Source organism: Clostridium paraputrificum AGR2156 (genome assembly GCF_000424025.1).
GTDB lineage: Bacteria > Bacillota > Clostridia > Clostridiales > Clostridiaceae > Clostridium > Clostridium paraputrificum.
The window spans coordinates 91,906-111,224 of sequence record NZ_AUJC01000004.1 but is presented as its reverse complement, the minus strand read 5'-3'; the positions used below and the strand labels follow the sequence as shown (position 1 = coordinate 111,224).

The window sequence follows — 19,319 nt, the reverse complement described above, 5'->3', positions numbered from 1 at the left end:
GAAATAATTATACACGAAATTTTGACAAATTATCCTACAATAACTCCAAATCCCAACACAACTATAGCTAATACCCCAATCATTATCATTAATGGTAGTATAAATTTCAACCATTTATCATAGGTTATATTAACCATAGCTAGCGAAGCTAATATTAATCCTGTAGGAGTTATAAATCCCATTAACCCTTGCCCAAATTCATAGGCTGAAACAATTATATCCCTGTTCACTCCCACAATGTCTGCAAGAGGTGCCATTATTGGTATAGATAATACTGCAAGTCCTGATGAAGAAGCTATAAAAAATCCTAAAATGATATAAATAAAGAAAATTACAGTTGAAAATACTACCCCACTCATACCTGAAATTCCCTTACTTAAATAAAATAAAATGGTATCACTAATCATCCCTTTTTCCATAATTATAGTTACTCCACGTGCTAATCCAATAATTAATGCTACTCCTAATAAATCTGAAGCTCCTATTACAAATTCATTTACAAACTCTTTTTCCTTTAATCCAGCAAATAAATACATAATAAAAGTTACACCTAAAAATAAGGCAGTCATTTCCTCAAACCACCATCCTAGTTCTTTTACACCATAAATCATAATTCCAAAGGACAGTACAAATATTATAAGCATAGCTTTTCTACCTAAAGTAAATTTAGGAGCCTCTTCTTTACTACTAATGAAATATTGTTTATCTATTTCTTCCTTCTGGCTATGTATTAGTGATTTACTTGGATCCTTCTTTACCTTTTCTGAATATCTAATTACATATATAGTACATGTTAATAATCCTAAAACAAGTAAAGCAATCCTTACAAAGATTCCATCTGTAAAATTTATTCCTGCTGTATTTGATGCTATTACTGTTGCAAAAGGATTTACTGTAGAAGCCATAGAGCCCATAGCAGACCCTAAATATACAGCTGCAATAGCTACTAGTGCATCATATCCTGCTGCCAAAAAAACTGGTATAACTATTGGATAAAAAGCTATTATCTCCTCTGCCAATCCAAATGTGGTACCACCAATACCTATTAGAATTGTAATAAGAACAATTAGCCACTTTTCTTTTCCCTCTAGTATTTTTGAAAGACTATTAATACCTGCTGTAAATGCTCCAGACTTATTTACTACCCCTACAATGCCTCCTATAACTAAGACAAATGTAATAATATCTATAGAGTCATATAACCCTTCAACTGGAGCTTTAAAAAATGATACTATTCCATTAGTTATAGATTTATTTTCCTTTTCTAGTCCTTTATAGCTTCCTGGAATAGCTACTGGCTTTGTTATTGATCCATACTTGAACATTCCTATATTAATCTTTATACCAAGTTCATCTAAGGTCTCTTGTGTACCTTCTAACTCTATCTGCTCCCCAAAAGGATTCTCAACTACAAATTTTCCACCCTCCATAATATAACTTAAAGTACTGTACTTTCCTGAAGGTATTAAGTATGTTAATAAAAGAACAATTAGCATTACAACCAATATAACTGTATATGCTGTTGGAAATAAAAACTTCTTTTTCCTCTTCATAAAATCACCTTTTCTTTTGTTTAATATTCACATATATTATGTACAAAAAAACAGGTTCATATTTATGAACCTGTTAGTCATCACTACATACACAAAATGAATGTTGAAGTGCTACATATTCCTCTTTTGATAAACTTTTTAGATAATCATCAAAATGATTCTCGGAGCAAAAATTTCCTATTTTGTTCGAAAAGTAATCTCCCTTCAATTTCTTATTGCAATATAAACACTTTTTCATTCTACTTCCTCCATATTGTTTTTTCTTTTATTTTCTACATTATAAAAACAAGTATTCACTATTAAATTTGAATTATCTATGTAAACAAACTCAAACATTACGCTTGAGTTTGTTACAATTCCTTTTCCATAACTATCAGGTTCCAATACTTTTCATCTGTTTTTTTATTAATACATCTATCAACCTCTATAAATTGAAGGCTCTTCCAAAATATTTGACTTATAGTATTTTCTTTTATACAAGCTAATTTTATTCTTTTTAATCCTTTTTTCCTAGAACACCTAATTAAAGAATTCACAATATTTTTACCTATTCCTAAACGATGATATTCTCCATGAATCATAAATAAACCAATAAAAACTACCTCTCTTTTTGGATATCCTTCAATTAAATCCATCACTGCCAAAAGTTTTCCATCATGAAAAAATCCAATGTATTGTTTTTGATTTCTTCTAGTATTGGGTGGAATTTCTATCAAATCATTTATACACTCTTCATATCTTATTTCATGATCTTGTATTTTAGAAAAATAGTATGGATTAGATTTATATAATTGAAACAGCTCCAGATAATGATCTTTCCTAATCTCTCTAATGACATAATCATTTAATTCCAGCTCTAAATCATCTATAAGCATAATTTCCCTACTCCTTCACCCAGTAAACACTACAATCATTTGAACGTTCAATAAATCCATATTCTATTAATGCTCTTCTAATTGTTACATAATCCTCGTATACTCTCTTTAATACTTTGTTAATATCCTTTTCTGTATACTTTCTGCCCTTAATAAAATTCTTAGTAACTTCCCCAAGAATTATAATCTTCTTCTTCTCCTTAGATGGATAAGTTTTTATACCACCTGTTTCGTCCATATAATTCTTTATAACTGTTTCTCTTTCCTTCTCTGTTATATTATATCTATCATCTATAGTTGTTGCAGTTTTATGGGCATCACAAAGCTGTTCATTCTCTAACTTTGTAATCTTTTTATTAGTATTACTAGATAATAACTCCATCATAGCAAGAAATAATCTAGCTTGTTTTTCCTTTTCTCTTAACTTATATCTATGATTTCTTATAGTAGACTGAGCTACCCCCATCTTTATAGCAATTTCTTTATCAGATAAACCATTAGCCATTAATATTATTAAATCTCTTTGTACCTCAGAAATCCCAATAAAATTATTGTTCATATTTAGCAAGTATTGCAACATAGAGCCATGTTTATCTACTATATGAATTTCTGTTGCCCTTTTTGCATCATATAGATTTTCCTTTACATTATATATTCTTCCCTTTTCAAACTCATCTTCACAAACAAGGCACATATAACAGTTTTTTTCTTCAATATATCCTTTTTTAACATCTTCAACTGATGCCTCCCAAAATAATTCTTCTTTCCCCTTCTCCATAGCAATTCTTCCTTTCAAATTTATTTCTTCAATTATAATTATAGTTATATTTACACTTTTGTCTATTTATTTATAAACTTTTTATCACTTAGTTTGCTTTTTTTATTATATTTTCCTAAAACAAAAAAGGAAATTGACATTTCAACTTCCTTTTTTGAACACAATATAAAAATAATTCTTACATATTAAACTTAGCCACTAATTCAGTTAATTTTTGTGCTGACTCAGCCTGTGTCTGAGCTGTTACTGCAACTTGCTCCATAGCCTCAGTTGCTTCTAAAATATAATCCTTTATAGATGATACATTTTCAGCAGATTTTTGTGCCATTCCTGCTACTTCCTCTACAGCAGAATTTATATCTTTAGTTGTTTCATTTATTTCTGTACTCATAGATGCAATATCACTACTCATTTTGTTCATGAATACTCCATCCTCTTCATAATCCTTTCCTAATTCTAACAATTTATATCCTTCTTTAGAAACATCTTCATTTATAAAAGCAAGTAGCTTATTACTACTACTAGCAATTTTATTAAATGCTTCACGTACATCTTTTATTGTAGCTTGTACATCTTTAACAGCCTCCCTTGATTGCTCTGCTAAAGTTCTTACCTCATCAGCTACAACAGCAAAACCTTTTCCTTGTTCTCCTGCTCTAGCTGCTTCTATAGCTGCATTCAAGGCTAACAGATTTGTTTGTTCTGCTATTTCATTTATAGTATCAGCCATTATCATTATTTCATCGACAACTTTTGCCTTATTCATGGCTTCAATAATTTCTTCCTTAACGCTTGAAAATACTTTCTCATTATTATCTAATAATGTCTTTGTACTTACTTTAGTATCATTGGCCTTCTTACTTATTTTTTCTGCATTTCCTCTTCCCTCATTAGCCTTTTCTTCTAATACTATAGTCCTTGAAGATACTTCTGATATTGAAGCATATAACTCTTCTGCAGTTGCACTAGTTTCTTGAACCGTAGAACTAATATTGTTTGCAGAAGCACTTATTTCCTCAAGCTGCGATGTCATTTCTTCAACAGTAGCATATAATTCCTCGCTACCTGCACTCATATCCTCTGTGCTTTCAATTAAAACTTTTAATAATTCTCTTATATTATCTTGAGCTTTATTTAAAGAATTAGCTATAATACCAAACTCATTATTTTTTTCTATATTTATTTCTTCTGATAAATTATATTCTGATATTCTATTTGATAATAGTCCAATCTTCTTTAAATATCCTCTTATTTCCTTGATAATTAAAAAAGAGCATACTACAGAAAAAATAATTGCTAAAATTAAATATATGTTAGATATAAAAACACTTCTTTTATACCTTGCTTTACTCTCTTCTACAGACTGAACTGCCCAACTTTCATTCATATTTACAATATTATTTAAATCCCATGTATAGCCTTCTTTTTGTCTATCTAACTCTGGTATTAATGCTTTAGCACCTTCTTTGTCCCCTTTCATAGTTAACGCTATTATCTCATCAACAATCTTATTATACTCACTAAAAGAATTTAAGAATATATTCGTGTATAGAGTGTCTTCCTCATCTCCAAAAATTGTTTCTTTATACTTTTCAATATAATCATTGCATTTAACTCTATTTTCTTTAATAGTATTTATTATTTTCTCCTTATTTCCACTACTTTCATCAGTACATAAAAGATTAGTCAGCAAGTCATTTTCTAATGCTATTTCACTAACCTTACCTATATATAATATTCCCTTTGTATCTTCATTATATAAAGCTATTAATTCATCATTTGATACTTTCATATTATAACTATTAAATATCGTTAAGGAAAACATCAATAATATTATTACGGAAAAAACTGCAATTAACTTTTTTGATATACTAGTATTTCTTATTATGTTCATATTATTCCTCCAAATAGACTTTTTTCATTTTTAACCATTTTTAAACATGGGCATTTGTCATTATAACAAATTGCTTTAAATAGTCAAATATCACCCTGTTAAACACCTCTCAATTTTTTTCGTCACTTTTTAACACTTTGATAATTATAATGCATTTATTTTAATAATTTACCACTCTATTATCACCTTCTATTCTTAACATATTTTTTGTTTTATATGTTATCATTTTTTTTTACAAATAAACGCTATATTTTATTAATTTTGATATAATTCAATTGAGGTGTTAATATGAAAACTTTAAAGATTTATTTTACTTCAGATATGCATGGCTTTGTATATCCAACAGACTATACTAATAATGATGATAAACATCTAGGAATGCTAAATGTAATTAACTCTTTCACAAAGGACGAAAACACTTTGATAATTGATGGAGGAGATACTATTCAGGGCTCTCCATTTACAACCTTTATATCAAAAAAAGATTTTCAAGTTCATCCAATTGGGAAAGTTTTAAACCAAGGTAAATATGATTTAATTACATTAGGTAATCATGACTTTAACTATGGATATGATTATCTTGCTAAATATCTAAATACACTAGATGCAACTTGTGTTTGTTCTAATGTAGAAGATAAAACAGGTAAGCTCCCTATTCTTCCATATGCAATTAAAACGCTAGGAAATGGATTGAAAATAGGTACATTAGGTTTTACAACAGACTTTATAAACATTTGGGAACAACCACAAAACCTAACAAACTTTAATATAAATGATACCTATACTTCAGTAAAAAAAGTATTTGATGAAGTAAGATCTCAAGTTGATATTTTACTTGGGGTTTATCATGGTGGTTTTGAAAAGGATCTAGATACAGAGAAAATTTTAAGCACTAGTAATGAGAATATAGCTTATAAAATTTGTGAGGACTTTAACTTTGATATCCTATTAACTGGACATCAGCATATGGATATTGGCGGACAATATGTTAATGGAACTTATATAGTTCAAACTCCACAAAATGCATTTAAGTTTATAGAATTAAGCTTAGATTATGAAGAAAAAATCATTTCAATTAAATCAGAATTAAAGACTGCAGAAATAAATCCAAATAAAGAAATGTTCAATGAATTATTACCTTATGAAAAAGAAGTTCAGAAATGGTTAGATAGCCCTGTAGGATTTTTAGATATTCCACTTCATCCTTCTACTCACATAGAAATGGCTTTATCAGGATCAAATCTTGCTAACTTTATAAATAAAATTCAATTAGATGCAAGTGGTGCTGATATAGCTTGCACATCATTTGCTAACAGCATAAAAGGGTTTAATACCGATGTAACTGTCCGTGATATTGTTTCAACTTATGTTTATCCAAATACTTTAGTTGTATATGAAGTTACTGGAGAAATATTAAAGAAATCCTTATCAAGAAGCGCTGAATATTTTTATTATGACGGAGAAGAAGTAAGAATTTCAGACTCATTCTTAAAACCAAAGGTTGAACATTATAACTATGATTATTTTTCAAATATAGAATATACATTTACTTTAAATTCTAATGGAATAAATACTGTAGATTCAGTTATATTTAACGGAAAGGAGATAAGTGATACTGATAAATTCACATTAGTTATGAATAATTACAGAGCTAGTGGTGCTGGTGGATATGAATTCTTTAAGTATTGTAAAATCATAAAAGAAATTCAAATAGAAATGCCAGAAATTATAATAAATTATTTTGAAAAAAATAAAAAAGTTATTGTAGATAAAACAAAATATATACATGTTAAGCTAAATAAATAATTTTAGAATAGAACGAAGCGTTGTAACAATCTTTATTCTACGAATATTTATATAAACATATATTTATATATTTATATATTTATTGTACAAATGACCCTATTAAATAGATTTTTTATTTTCTACTTAACAGGGTCCATTTTAATATAAATATTTATGTATAAGATTAAATTGCAACTCTATTATCTTCAACATAGTTAATTGCTTCCACTGCGCTCCAAAATATTTTGTCTTCTCCAATCTTATCTTTAAATCCTGACTTTTCTACCGTATCCTTAACTCCTTCCTGTAATCCACATAAAAGAAGTCTACAATCATTGGATACAAGTTCCTCCATTATTTCTTCCAGTGCTTGAATCCCTGTAATATCTATTAAAGGTACTCCTCTCATAGATAATATTAAAACCTTAGCATCCTCTAACGATTCAATTTCTGATCTCAACTTGTCCACAGTACCAAAGAATAATGGCCCAGTAAAATAAATTACCTTTGTTTTTCCTAAAGTATTATTTTTACTTATATTTCTATTTAATTTGTCCTCATCAACGTCACTAATAAAAATATCTGCATTTGATATTTTAACCATAAATAATAGGCTTGCAAAAATCACTCCTATTAATATAGCTTGTGTTAAGTCAAAAACTATTGTTGCCATCATAGTTATAAAGAATTTCATAATAGATCCCTTAAATCTTTTAGTGAACATATATTTAATATTTTCCCACTCATTCATTCTCCAAGCAGTAATCATCAAAACTCCTGCTAATGCTGATAGAGGAATTTTTGACATTATAGGTGCTAAAACAAACATTGATATTAATAAAAATATAGAGTGGAAAATACTAACCAACCTAGTTTGAGCACCTGATTTTATAGCTACACTTGTTCTTGCTATTGCAGCTGTAGCAGGTACCCCTCCAAAGAAAGGTATAATCATATTTCCAATCCCTTGAGCAACAAGTTCTCTATTAGGATCAAAGGATTCTCCCTTCATTTTCTTACCAACTTCACCACAAAGTAAACTTTCAATCATTGCTAAAGCAGCTATACTAATAGCAGGAACTACTAATCCCTTAATAGACTCTAAATTAATACCTGCAAAAGTTAATCTATCATCTAAAATCAATTTTTGTGGGATATCTCCTATAACATCAACTGGTAAATTAAATAACATATTAACTATTAAAGCAACTATAAGTCCAATTAAAGATGATGGAACTTTTGCATTCCACTTTTTAGGCCATAGAATCATTATAGCTACTACAAGTATTCCAATTAATAACGCATACATATTAGGATTTATAGGTCCTCTTACAAAGTTAAACACCTTTATAATTGCACTATCAGAAGTTTTTGTAGTTACTCCCAAAAAATTATCTAGTTGTCCAATTGCAATAGTTAATGCAATACCAGATGTAAAGCCTGTAATTACTGGTAGTGGAATATAAGACACCACTTTTCCTAACTTAAATACACCTGCAACTATTAGAATAAGACCAGCTATTAAACTAGCTACCCATATTCCTTCTAATCCATATTGTTGTCCAAGCAATATTAATATTGCACTCATAGCTCCAGTTGGTCCTGAAATTTGAAAGGAACCTCCAGAAAGAGCACCAATTACTAAACCAGAGATTATTGCTGTTATAATCCCTGCACCAGCTGATGCTCCACAACTTACACCAAAGGCTAATGCTAAAGGAAGTGCAACTGCTGTAACAGTTATCCCTGCCATTAGGTCCTTTTTAAACTTTCCTCCATTGTAGTTCTTAAACTCTTTGATTAAATCATTTTTGTAATTAGTAAACATTTTTTGCCCCATTTCTTATACTTTTTTAAAACACATCAACTATTTTATACCTTAATGTAAATAAAGACAAGTTTTACATAGAAGAATAAAAAAGTGGAGGATATTTATTTTGCTCCATCTCAAAACAAATATCCCCCACTACTAAAAGTAAGAAATTATAAAACTATTATTCTTGATTTTATATATGTTACTATACAGCTTGAGTTTCAAGATCAATAACTAGCTTTTTGCATTGTTGGCAAACATAAGCTTCACTTCTAGGTCTTCCAAAAGCTGAATTAGTCTTTAACTTTATGCCCCCTTTTGACCATATACCTGCCACTAGCTTCTTATCTTCTGCTTGCCATTTTAGTGCATATCTATCACCAAAAAGATTTCCCTTTACCATTTCATTACCACAACTTGAACAAACCATCTTTCTTCCTCCCATAATATATAAAAAGTTAATCACTTAATATATATTATTTATATCCCCTAATAATAACATCTAATTATCCTACTTTTAATTGAATGGCTAGTCCATGATTACAATATTATCTATATAGCACTTGATACTACATCTATCTCATATTTACTAAAATCTTTCTTTATTAGCATAATCTTAACTTCTCTTTTTTCTCCTGGTTTTATATCAGTTTCATTTGTAAATGAACTCTCAATAGTAACCCCATTACCATCATATAACTTATAATTAAACTGTATGTAATCTATTGTTTCATTTGAAGTATTCTCAAATATCCCTACTATTTCGCTTGAATACTCCCCTTTTTTAACCTCCCAATTAACCTTCTTTGCCATCTCATTATATAATTCATCTTTAGATTTTTTGTCATCTTCCATTTGATTTATTGTGTCAGAGGCTGATTTTGCCATCCCCCCCATTAATGCTGTACATCCTCCAACTAAAACAATAAGTATTATTACTACCCCAATTAAAATCTTCTTCATTATTATTCCTCCTTTAAAACAAAAAATGATACTTGTCCATTTTCTTGGACTAGTATCATTATAAAAATATTTAGAGTTTCATTGGTATGCTATCAGCATACACCTATTGAAATATGTTTAACATCATGCCAGCAAAGATTATAATTAATATAGTATAAATAGTAACCCCTACTTTTCTAATACTTTTATTATTTCCCTTTAATAAAGGTAACATAGATTGTATATTATTGTAGTTTCCATAAAGAAAAGTCAACCCGAATAATGCTATAACCATACTAATATCACCAATAATATAAGAGAAACTTTTTGTACCTATATCAATAAAAATAGCAAATACTAAAAATATGTACCATAATGATGCAGCTAAAATATAAGAAGGCTTTCCTCTTCTAAATCCAGGTAAGTTTCTAATAAACATTTTACTCTTTCTATATTTTATTTGTTTGCCACTACATAACTCTAAATCTTCCTTAAGCTCACGACATGTTTTATATCTTTCATTAGGAGAAATCTTAATACATTTTTCAATTACTTTAGCTAATTTTTCATCATTCTTTTTATCCCTTGGTAGTTTTCCTGTTGTTAAAACATTCATTAAAACCCCAATAGAATAAATATCACTTCTACTATCTGTTTGATTAAAGCCAAATTGCTCTGGGGATGCATATCCTTCTGTTCCTAATATCTGAGTATCCCTATTTTCATCACTTTTATGTATTCTTGACACATCAAAGTCTATTAATTTAACTATACCATTATTATCTACAATAATATTAGAGGGCTTTATATCCCTATGTATTATTGGACTACTTAAATTATGTAAAACATCTAATATTTCGCAAATCTTTATACCATATTCTATAACCCTATCCTCTGATAATACTCCTTCCCCCTGGATTTCCTCTAGAGTTTTACCATTAATAAATTCTTCAATTACATAAAGTATCATCTCATCCTCAATAACTTCATAAACCTTCGGAATACCTATGTTATCAATCTTTTGTAATTCTTTAAAAACTCCTTTTTTATAATTTGACAATGTCTTTTTTACATATATCTTATTATCTACTATATTCTGAACCAACTCTATTTTACTTTTATCCGATTCATTTATTACCGTTAGTTCCTTATACAATGATAATTTATAACCAACATTATAATTCATCTCCATGTTCCACCTAAACTTTCACTTAACTATAATATAATATATAATATTATTATCTCATTTTTTATTTAAGGATGGAATAACTATGATTGATAAAAAGACTTCTGAATTATTAAATACTCTTAATTCTATAGATAATTATAAAAATTTAAAAACATATATTTCTAAGGATTTAGATGTTAAGGAACTAACTATTTCTGAATACTTAGTTAACCTTTGTAATAAAAAAAATATAAGCAAAAGTACTTTAATTGCTAATGCAGATATTGATCGTACATATGGATACCAAATTTTAAATGGAAGTAAAAATCCTAGTAGAAATAATATAATTAAGCTTTGCTTATCCCTACAACTTACATTAGATGAAACAGATAGAGCTCTTACTATAGCTAAAGAAGGACGACTTTACCCTAAGGTTATTAGAGATACTTTTTTAATATTTGCTATAAATAATAAACTTACTGTCTTAGATACAAATATATTATTAGAAGAAAACGGACAATATATCCTATAGATATCATGTCCTTTACTTTTAAAAAATATAAGTCATATTTTGAGGTTCATAATAAGATAATCCATGTTGTTTAGCTAACCCCTTAACTAGATTATCAATCTCTTCTGCATCTTCAAGTAAACATCCAATAATTATAAAGCCTTTACCCTTGTTTATATCTAACTTTTCTCCATTAGATATTAAATCTTCAAAAAACTCATCTATTAATCCAATGTCTCCAACTAGAGAATCTTCCCATTGACATAACTGCTCATATAAAAACTGGGCTCCCATTACATTACTTACCTTATCACTATTCCATACTGCACAATACCACTCCATAAAAACCTCCATTTATCTAAACTAGATTAAATAACTAATAAACATAGTTGCAAGTCCAAGGAAAAAGAAAAAGCCTAAAACATCAGTAACTGTTGTTACAAACACTGCTGATGCTAGTGCAGGGTCTACCTTAAGCTTCTTTAGTATTACTGGAACTATAAACCCCGACATTGTTGCTACCATCATATTTAATATCATTGCAACACCAATTACAATACCAAATACAAAGTTCCTTTCCCATATAAAACCTAAAACTGCTATAATGGCTCCAATAACTATACCTGTTACAAGGCCTACTAATAACTCTTTTATAAAAATTCTCATCCCATTATCTTTATCTAATTCTCCTAATGCAATACCACGAACTACTATTGTTAATGATTGTGTTCCTGCGTTTCCTCCCATTCCTGCTACAATAGGCATAAAGGTTGCAAGAGTTACAACTTGACTTATTGTGCCTTCGAAAGCTCCTACAACAGAAGCTGCAAGAATTGCAGTAATTAAGTTTACTATAAGCCACGGTAATCTACTTTTTACAGAATCTCTAAAGGAACCATCTACTTTTTCCTCTTCATCCACACCACCAAGACGATGGATATCTTCTGTAGTTTCCTCCTGCATAACCTCAACTATATCATCTACAGTTACTATTCCTAAAATCTTATTATTCTCATCTACAACTGGCATTGTCATAAATCCATACTTTTCAAACTTGCTAGCCACTTCTTCCTGATCCATATAGTACGGCACTGATATTACATTGGTATTTGTTATTTCAGATATCTTTGTATCAAAGTCATTGCATACTATATCTCTTAAAGAAACTACACCTTTTAAGACATTTTCCTTATTAATAACATAAAGATAATATGCAGATTCAGCATCTGGAGCTTCCTTTTGTAAATACTTTAGGGTTTTTTCAATAGTTTTATTTTCCCTTATTGATACAAACTCCGTTGCCATAATACCACCAGCTGTATCTGGCTCATATGAAAGAAGCTTATAAACATCTTTTCTATCTTCTTCATTTATTTTCTTTAAAACATCTTTAATTTCTTCTTCATCTAAGACTCCAACAAGATCTGTTAACTCATCAGAGGACATCTCACCTAAAATCTTCTTTTGCTTATTTTCAGAAAACTTCTTTAAAATTTCATACTTTTCTTCATCATCTTCTTCCTCAAGAATAGCTGCAATAAACCAATCTGGTAATCTTTTTAATATCTTAAAGAAATCATCTTCGTTGTCATGAAGTAAATCTAATACATCAGCAGGATGAATATCCTCAATCTTCTCTTCTAGCTCCTCCTGAGTATAATTTAGTAATTTTTCTAATAAATCCTTTTCATTTAATTCTTTCTTCATTATAACTCCTCCTTATATAAGAGGATAAAACACCCTATACGGCGAACAAACTTCATCCTCATCCTTTATTTTGTTTTCCGTCTTAACTTTTATACTCCTACTGGCATCAGATTCCATTTAATTCACCACCTTATTTTTTTGCCCATCTGCATTTCCGAAGCTTGCCTGAAGAAAATCTTGCAGGGGCATATATTTTATTTTTTATTCTTTAGGAAGAAATGAAATAATATCTAGCTAAATTGTTGAAGTTATCCACAATTTAATTGATGCTATAATTTCCTAAAGAATAAAAAAAGACCTTTTAACCCTACGTTAAAAAGCCTTAAATATAACACAATTTAATTGTAGAGCTTTAGCACTATAAAGCTTTGACCTTTTCTTGTCAGCTACGTTAAAAATTACCTTGGCGATAATTATTGTTAACCCATTGGAATCTCTCGATTTTTCTGGGTAGCAGCATCTATCTTTATAGGAGCCTCACCTAACAAATTTTCCTACTTAATACTATTCTTTTATTTGATATAAGTCAACACTTTTGAATTAATATTCTAAATTTTTAAGCATTAATCCTTTCCCTGGAACCTTTAGACCTGAATTTTCTCTATTCTTAGACTCTAATATCTCTTTAATATCTTCTGGATTCCTTTTATGAACTCCAACCTCTACTAATGTTCCTACAATTATTCTTACCATATTTAACAGAAATCCATTTCCACTTACTTCTATTTGTACAAATCCATTATAATTTGTTATTTTTATATCCCTTATAGTTCTTATAGTGGACTTTTTACCATTCTTTACTTTTAAATTAGTAAAACTCTTAAAATCATGAGTGCCTATAAGATACTTTGCACCTTCTCTCATACTTTCTATATCTAATTCTTCTTTTATATGATAAGCAAATCTCTTGGAAAATACATCTTGATATTTTGTGTTTTGAATTGAATACACATAGGTTTTTCCCTTTACATTTAACCTAGAGTGAAACCTATCACTTGCTATCTTAAGTTCTTTAACCACAATATCCTCTGGTAAATATTCTTCAAGATAACTCATCATTTCCACTAAAGTCATTTTTGAATCAGTAAAGAAGTTTGCCACATAATTATCTGCATGAACTCCAGAATCTGTTCTGCCACAACCTATTACTTCTATTTCCTCCCCTGTCATTTTACTTAAAACATTTTCGATTTTTCCTTGTATTGTTACAACAGAATTGCCTTTTTGATTCTGCTTTTGCCATCCCTTATATCTTGTTCCATCATATTGTAATAACATTTTTATGTTTCTCATATTTTCCTCCTAAAGAAAAAAGAATCTAGATACTATTTTACCTACATTCTTTAATTGCTACAATATATGCTAACTCAAAAGTTCCTTTTATTTTTTTACTTTTCTTTATTTTAAAGCCATTACTTTTTATAAACTTAATATACTCATCAGTTGTCCATTTGCTATAAGCCTTAAAACCTACAATAGACATAAGTTTCCATAACACTTTAGCTTTTATACTACTCTTATGTGTAAAAGTTGGTGCTATTAAGATCCCCTCATCCTTTAATACTCTTTTAATATTACTAAGTGCTTCCTCAGGCTTTGGCATTATGTGAAGTGCATTAGATATAAGTACACAATCAAATGTTTTAGAACCATAAGGTAAATCACATGCATCCTCTACTGAAAAATTAAGATTATTAGGCCTCTCTTTACGTTTTGCTTCTTTTATCATTTCTTCAGAAAAATCAGTAGCCTCCAAATACTTCACTTTATCTGCTATTCTTAAAGCAATTAATCCTGTACCTGTTGCAAGCTCCAACATTTCCATTTTAGAATTTACATCTCTTCTAATAAGTTTAATCATCTCTTCATAAGCTTGCTCATCTTTTTTTATTATAAAATCATATTTACTAGCAAATCTATTCCAAAACTTTTTATTTGAGTTCATCTCTTGTTTCTCCATATTCTCACCAGCCTCGATAAATTCCAATGTTTGTATACATTTTACCATAATTATCCTTATTAGCAAATCTAAATTATAACTTCATTTTTAACTTCTTATTTAGCATCACTTTTTACATAAATATATAGAAAGAAGTAGAATTTAAATTGTAAATTCTACTTCTTTCTATATATAATATTAGTTTAAAGTTTTTCCCCATTACTTTCAATTACTTCTTTGTACCAGTTAAAACTCTTCTTTTTTCTTCTCTCTAAAGTTCCATTTCCCTCATCATCCTTATCTACATAGATAAATCCATAACGTTTCTTCATTTCACCTGTAGATGCACTCACTAAGTCTATTGGTCCCCAAGATGTATATCCTATAAGGTCAACACCATCATTTACAGCCTCTTTCATAGCACTTATATGTTTTCTTAAATAGTCAATTCTATAATCATCATTAATTGAGCCATCTTCCTCAACAACATCTACTGCTCCAAGTCCATTTTCAACTATAAATATAGGAACTTCATATCTATCATATAATGTATTTAATGAGAATCTTAATCCTTCTGGATCTATTTGCCATCCCCATTCTGATGATTTAAGATAAGGGTTTTTAACCATTTTAAATATATTCCCTTCTGCTTTTTCAAGATGTTCAGCATCAGTACTTGCAACCCTACTCATGTAATAACTCATACCAAGGAAATCTACAGTATTTTCTCTTAGTATCTTTTCATCCTCTTCTGATATTCCTATGGAGATATTATTTTCTCTAAAAAATCTCTTTTGATAATTTGGATATTTTCCTCTAATTTGCACGTCAGCAAAGAATAACGTTCTTCTATCTTTATCTAAAGCATCTAATGCATCAAGTGGATTACAAGTCATAGGATATACACATCCATAATTAATCATACACCCTATCTTTCCACCATCTACTATTTCATGACATGCTTTAACTGCTAAAGCACTTGCAACTAATTGATTATGTGCTCCCTCATAGCTTAATTGCCTTGGATTCTCACCTTCTTTAGGAATGATACCACCACATGTAAATCTCATTACAGTTATACTATTGATTTCGTTAAAAGTCATCCAATACTTTACCTTATCCTTGTATCTTATAAAAACAGTTCTTACATATCTTTCAAAAAATCCTATAAGCTTTCTATTTGTAAACCCACCATATTTGCTACATAGACCTAATGGCATTTCATAGTGAGATAAGGTTACTACAGGTTCTATACCATTTGAGATTAATTCATCAAATACATCATCATAAAACTTTAATCCTTCTTCATTTGGAGTTTCTTCATCTCCATTAGGAAATATTCTACTCCAAGCAATAGATAATCGTAAACATTTAAAACCTAATTCTTTGAAAAGTTTTATATCCTCTTTATATCTATGATAAAAATCGATTGCTGTATGAGATGGATAGTCTCCCTCTGGTGGTATAACTGGTGAACTCATCATTCCTTTTGGAAGTACATCTGCTGTGGATAAGCCCTTTCCCCCTTCTAGGTAAGCCCCTTCAACTTGATTAGCTGATAGAGCCCCTCCCCATAAGAAGTTTTCTTTAAACCCTAAAGTCATAATATCCCTCCTATTCTATCATTAAAATAATTTGTTCTGCTAAATCCTTTGCAAGCATAGCATTCATTAAATGATCTTGAGAATGTACTAATAATAAACTAAATTCACATGGATTACCTTGCATTTCTCCTTGAAGTAACTCAGTTTGAATCTTATGAGCTTCAAGTAAATTTTTCTTTGCTTCCTCAAGTAACTCTAAGCCTTTTTCCTTACTTCCTTCTCTTGCTACCTTCAATGCTGTTATAATTGAGCTTCTAGCATCTCCTGCATACATAATTATGTTCATTGCACTATTTAAAGTTCTTTCGTCCATACTACTCCTCCAACTTAAACTTTTTCCCTGATTTAATATATTTTAGTAATTCTATGTGAGAGTTGCATACAGTTGCTATTACATTTCTTCTATTATCTAACGCAATATCCTTGCAGGCTACGAGTACCTCTCCTTTATAATTAAGATAATCATTATTATTAATTAAGACAGTTCCTATAGGAACAATTCTATCTTCTTTAGTTGTTGATTTTATTTCTTTGTCCTTAAATTCTTTTCTTCCCATTGTATGTCTTATGACAGAGTCACTATAATCCCATCTGTTTTGAAGCACCTTATTAAATATTGACTTCTCAACCTCTGTAACTTCTTCCATAGTAACTTTTAAAGATATAATATTTTCATCTAGCTTTGCAAGAGACTCTAACTCTTCATTTGTTGCAAAAGCATTACCTATTATTACATCATCTATTCCTAAAGCAAATAATTCTTGCGCTTGAACCGTTATATCTATTCCTCTATGCTTTTCTAATGTACACAAGCCATCATTAGATAACCATGGTCCTAGTCTTCCTCCTTTAGTTGCATCAACAAAAGCAGCTGTATGTAATCCTAATGACTTATGCCTCATATGACAAGCCTTAAAATACTCTAATCCTAAACCTGTATCTTTTTCAGGGTAGAAGTTGTGACAAGTCACAAGCTTCCCCCTCTTACAACCTATATCCATAATATTATTAACATATCCACTATCAAAGGAGCCATTTATTTCAATATCTAAATCAAATTTATTAAATGTAACCATTGATTCATAGAATCCATTAAACATTCCATCTAATCTAAGTCCAGTTGCTCCTAAATCTTTAAAGAATTTCAAATCCATAGGATTTATATCTATTATCTTAAGAACTTCAGGATTTATATCTATAAATACTCTCATCCCTAGATTCCTTGAAAATTTTAATAATTCTCTGTATTTTTCAACCTGATTTAAAGCTTTTTCCTTATGGCTATCTAATTCTAACATAGAGGTAAATACTCTACTGTATCCAAGTTTTGCTGCTTTTTCTATATAAGCTTTATTTTCTTCAACAGTACTATTTAATGGATATATACTAATTCCTATTCCCATATGATCTCCTCTCCAATGAATGTTTTTATTTATTTAATAATTGTTTTTCTTCATTTCTTTCTATTAATTTTAAGAATGGTATATATAGTAATACAACAACTACTATATTAACTACTGATAATGCTGCTCCTGTCCAATGCATACCTGTTGCTAAGAATCCATTTAATATTGGAGGTGTTGTCCAAGGAACTGACGCTACAACTGGGTGAACTAATTGGAATTTAATTGCTAAATATGAAATTGCACTAATAATTGATGGTCCTATTACAAACGGTATAAATAAATATGGATTTAAAACTATTGGGAATCCAAATATTATTGGTTCATTTATATTAAATGCACCTGTAGGACCTGCAAGAGATAATAATACCTTATGTCTTCTTCTGTTTGTAATAAACATAGCAACTATTAAACCTATTGTACATGCTGCTCCACCCATATTAACAAATGAAGATATAAATTGGTAAGTTAATACATTATATTGAGACCAATCAGTAACACCTTGAGCGTATATTTCAATATTTGACATTCCAAGCGGTGCTAAAACAGCTGCAAGTATTGGTCCCACAATATTTGAACCATGAATTCCAAAGAACCATAAGAATGATATAACAAATGGTGCTACTATAGCTGTTACTAAATTATCACTAAATCCTTGTAGTGGTTTTGTTATAGCCATTGTTATTAATTGATTAAATGATTTACCATCAGCAAATCTCATAATTAAATATGATATTACCGCAAATATAATAACTGTTAACATAGTTGGTATTAATTTTGAAAATGAATCACTTACTGCTGTTGGAACTACATCTGGCATCTTAATCTTAAATGCTTTAACATTTGATAATCTATGCAATATTTCAACTGATACAAGAGCTATAATCATACAAGCAAATAACGCATCCGCACTAAAACTAGTATAATTAATAAATCCAAAGGCTCTAATTGGTGCTTCTTTTCCATTTGGAACTTGTGCCATCCATGGAATTAATACAAAATATGAAGCCAATGCTACACATAACCCATCAAGTCCATTATGACCATAGTTTCTCCAAAGTGATTGTCCAACTGTTGCACAAACAAATAGTCCATACATAGCAAGACATCCCCACCAAATATTTTGAGTTATATTCCAAATTACTTGTCCTGCTTCTGTATTAGTAATAAAGTTTTGATATGATTCCACTTGCAAATTTTGAACTAATGTAGCTATTGAAGCAAGTATAATAATTCCTACTAAGCTAACCATACCAGCAGATATTGCTCTGATATGTACTTGGTTACCAATTTTATTGGCTATAGGCATTACCTTTCTTTCCATATAATCCATAATTTTTTTCATTA

Annotated in this window: 19 protein-coding genes and 1 riboswitch; of the genes, 2 read left to right on the top strand and 17 right to left on the bottom strand. The window is 29.5% G+C overall.

The features are described 5' to 3' along the window. Nucleotides 1-29: 29 nt before the first annotated feature. The 5 genes from G594_RS0103865 to G594_RS0103840 form a co-directional block, all read right to left on the bottom strand. The gene (locus G594_RS0103865; protein WP_027097360.1) at nt 30-1,553 is read right to left on the bottom strand and encodes a YfcC family protein; all 1,524 of its coding nucleotides are present in this window, start codon (nt 1,551-1,553) and stop codon (nt 30-32) included. Between the two features lie 73 nt (nt 1,554-1,626). Beyond that, a complete protein-coding gene (locus tag G594_RS20280) occupies nt 1,627-1,791 on the bottom strand; it encodes a hypothetical protein (protein ID WP_167539549.1) in 165 nt (54 codons plus the stop codon). Between the two features lie 112 nt (nt 1,792-1,903). Next, nucleotides 1,904-2,428: a GNAT family N-acetyltransferase gene (locus tag G594_RS0103850; protein ID WP_027097359.1), complete on the bottom strand. Its 525-nt coding sequence runs from the start codon at nt 2,426-2,428 to the stop codon at nt 1,904-1,906. 7 nt (nt 2,429-2,435) lie between these two features. Further along, a complete protein-coding gene (locus G594_RS0103845; RefSeq protein WP_027097358.1) occupies nt 2,436-3,206 on the bottom strand; it encodes a DUF2087 domain-containing protein in 771 nt (256 codons plus the stop codon). A gap of 178 nt (nt 3,207-3,384) precedes the next feature. Then, nucleotides 3,385-5,100, bottom strand: coding sequence for a methyl-accepting chemotaxis protein (locus G594_RS0103840; protein ID WP_051195898.1), 1,716 nt, complete (start codon nt 5,098-5,100; stop codon nt 3,385-3,387). A gap of 288 nt (nt 5,101-5,388) precedes the next feature. Here G594_RS0103840 and G594_RS0103835 point away from each other — a divergent pair, with 288 nt between their 5' ends. Then, nucleotides 5,389-6,906: a bifunctional metallophosphatase/5'-nucleotidase gene (locus tag G594_RS0103835; RefSeq protein WP_027097356.1), complete on the top strand. Its 1,518-nt coding sequence runs from the start codon at nt 5,389-5,391 to the stop codon at nt 6,904-6,906. A 163-nt stretch (nt 6,907-7,069) separates the two neighbouring features. Here the strand turns inward: G594_RS0103835 and G594_RS0103830 are convergent, their stop codons facing one another. From G594_RS0103830 to G594_RS0103815, 4 genes are all read right to left on the bottom strand, one after another. Further along, on the bottom strand, nt 7,070-8,713 hold the full coding sequence (locus G594_RS0103830) for a SulP family inorganic anion transporter (RefSeq protein WP_027097355.1): 1,644 nt from the start codon (nt 8,711-8,713) through the stop codon (nt 7,070-7,072). Between the two features lie 190 nt (nt 8,714-8,903). Further along, a complete protein-coding gene (locus G594_RS0103825) occupies nt 8,904-9,128 on the bottom strand; it encodes a PF20097 family protein (RefSeq protein ID WP_027097354.1) in 225 nt (74 codons plus the stop codon). Between the two features lie 122 nt (nt 9,129-9,250). Then, a complete protein-coding gene (locus G594_RS0103820; RefSeq protein ID WP_027097353.1) occupies nt 9,251-9,661 on the bottom strand; it encodes an FxLYD domain-containing protein in 411 nt (136 codons plus the stop codon). A 103-nt stretch (nt 9,662-9,764) separates the two neighbouring features. Then, nucleotides 9,765-10,826 (bottom strand): serine/threonine-protein kinase, encoded by a 1,062-nt coding sequence (locus tag G594_RS0103815; RefSeq protein WP_167539548.1) that lies wholly within the window; start codon nt 10,824-10,826, stop codon nt 9,765-9,767. Nucleotides 10,827-10,911: 85 nt separating this feature from the next. Between G594_RS0103815 and G594_RS0103810 the strand changes: the two genes are divergently transcribed. Continuing rightward, on the top strand, nt 10,912-11,340 hold the full coding sequence (locus tag G594_RS0103810) for a helix-turn-helix domain-containing protein (RefSeq protein ID WP_027097351.1): 429 nt from the start codon (nt 10,912-10,914) through the stop codon (nt 11,338-11,340). Between the two features lie 18 nt (nt 11,341-11,358). On the opposite strand, the gene G594_RS0103805 is transcribed toward G594_RS0103810, so the two are convergent. The 8 genes from G594_RS0103805 to G594_RS0103765 all read right to left on the bottom strand — a co-directional run bounded on the left by G594_RS0103805 (nt 11,359) and on the right by G594_RS0103765 (nt 19,317). After that, nucleotides 11,359-11,661 carry a hypothetical protein gene (locus tag G594_RS0103805; protein WP_027097350.1) on the bottom strand — a complete coding sequence of 101 codons (303 nt, stop codon included), beginning with the start codon at nt 11,659-11,661 and terminating at the stop codon, nt 11,359-11,361. 21 nt (nt 11,662-11,682) lie between these two features. Continuing rightward, nucleotides 11,683-13,026, bottom strand: a complete 1,344-nt coding sequence (gene mgtE, locus G594_RS0103800) for a magnesium transporter (protein WP_027097349.1) — start codon at nt 13,024-13,026, stop codon at nt 11,683-11,685. 330 nt (nt 13,027-13,356) lie between these two features. Beyond that, nucleotides 13,357-13,522, bottom strand: a riboswitch (M-box (ykoK) riboswitch). Between the two features lie 44 nt (nt 13,523-13,566). Next, entirely contained in the window at nt 13,567-14,319 is a 753-nt protein-coding gene (gene truA, locus G594_RS0103790) for a tRNA pseudouridine(38-40) synthase TruA (protein ID WP_027097348.1), read from the bottom strand. A 37-nt stretch (nt 14,320-14,356) separates the two neighbouring features. Next, nucleotides 14,357-14,986: a class I SAM-dependent methyltransferase gene (locus tag G594_RS0103785; RefSeq protein ID WP_316110342.1), complete on the bottom strand. Its 630-nt coding sequence runs from the start codon at nt 14,984-14,986 to the stop codon at nt 14,357-14,359. Nucleotides 14,987-15,168: 182 nt separating this feature from the next. After that, entirely contained in the window at nt 15,169-16,569 is a 1,401-nt protein-coding gene (locus G594_RS0103780; RefSeq protein ID WP_034865873.1) for a glycoside hydrolase family 1 protein, read from the bottom strand. Between the two features lie 10 nt (nt 16,570-16,579). After that, nucleotides 16,580-16,882 carry a PTS sugar transporter subunit IIA gene (locus tag G594_RS0103775; RefSeq protein WP_027097345.1) on the bottom strand — a complete coding sequence of 101 codons (303 nt, stop codon included), beginning with the start codon at nt 16,880-16,882 and terminating at the stop codon, nt 16,580-16,582. A gap of 1 nt (nt 16,883) precedes the next feature. Then, the gene (locus tag G594_RS0103770; protein ID WP_027097344.1) at nt 16,884-17,972 is read right to left on the bottom strand and encodes a DUF871 domain-containing protein; all 1,089 of its coding nucleotides are present in this window, start codon (nt 17,970-17,972) and stop codon (nt 16,884-16,886) included. 25 nt (nt 17,973-17,997) lie between these two features. Then, a complete protein-coding gene (locus tag G594_RS0103765; protein ID WP_027097343.1) occupies nt 17,998-19,317 on the bottom strand; it encodes a PTS sugar transporter subunit IIC in 1,320 nt (439 codons plus the stop codon). Between the last annotated feature and the right edge of the window lie 2 nt (nt 19,318-19,319).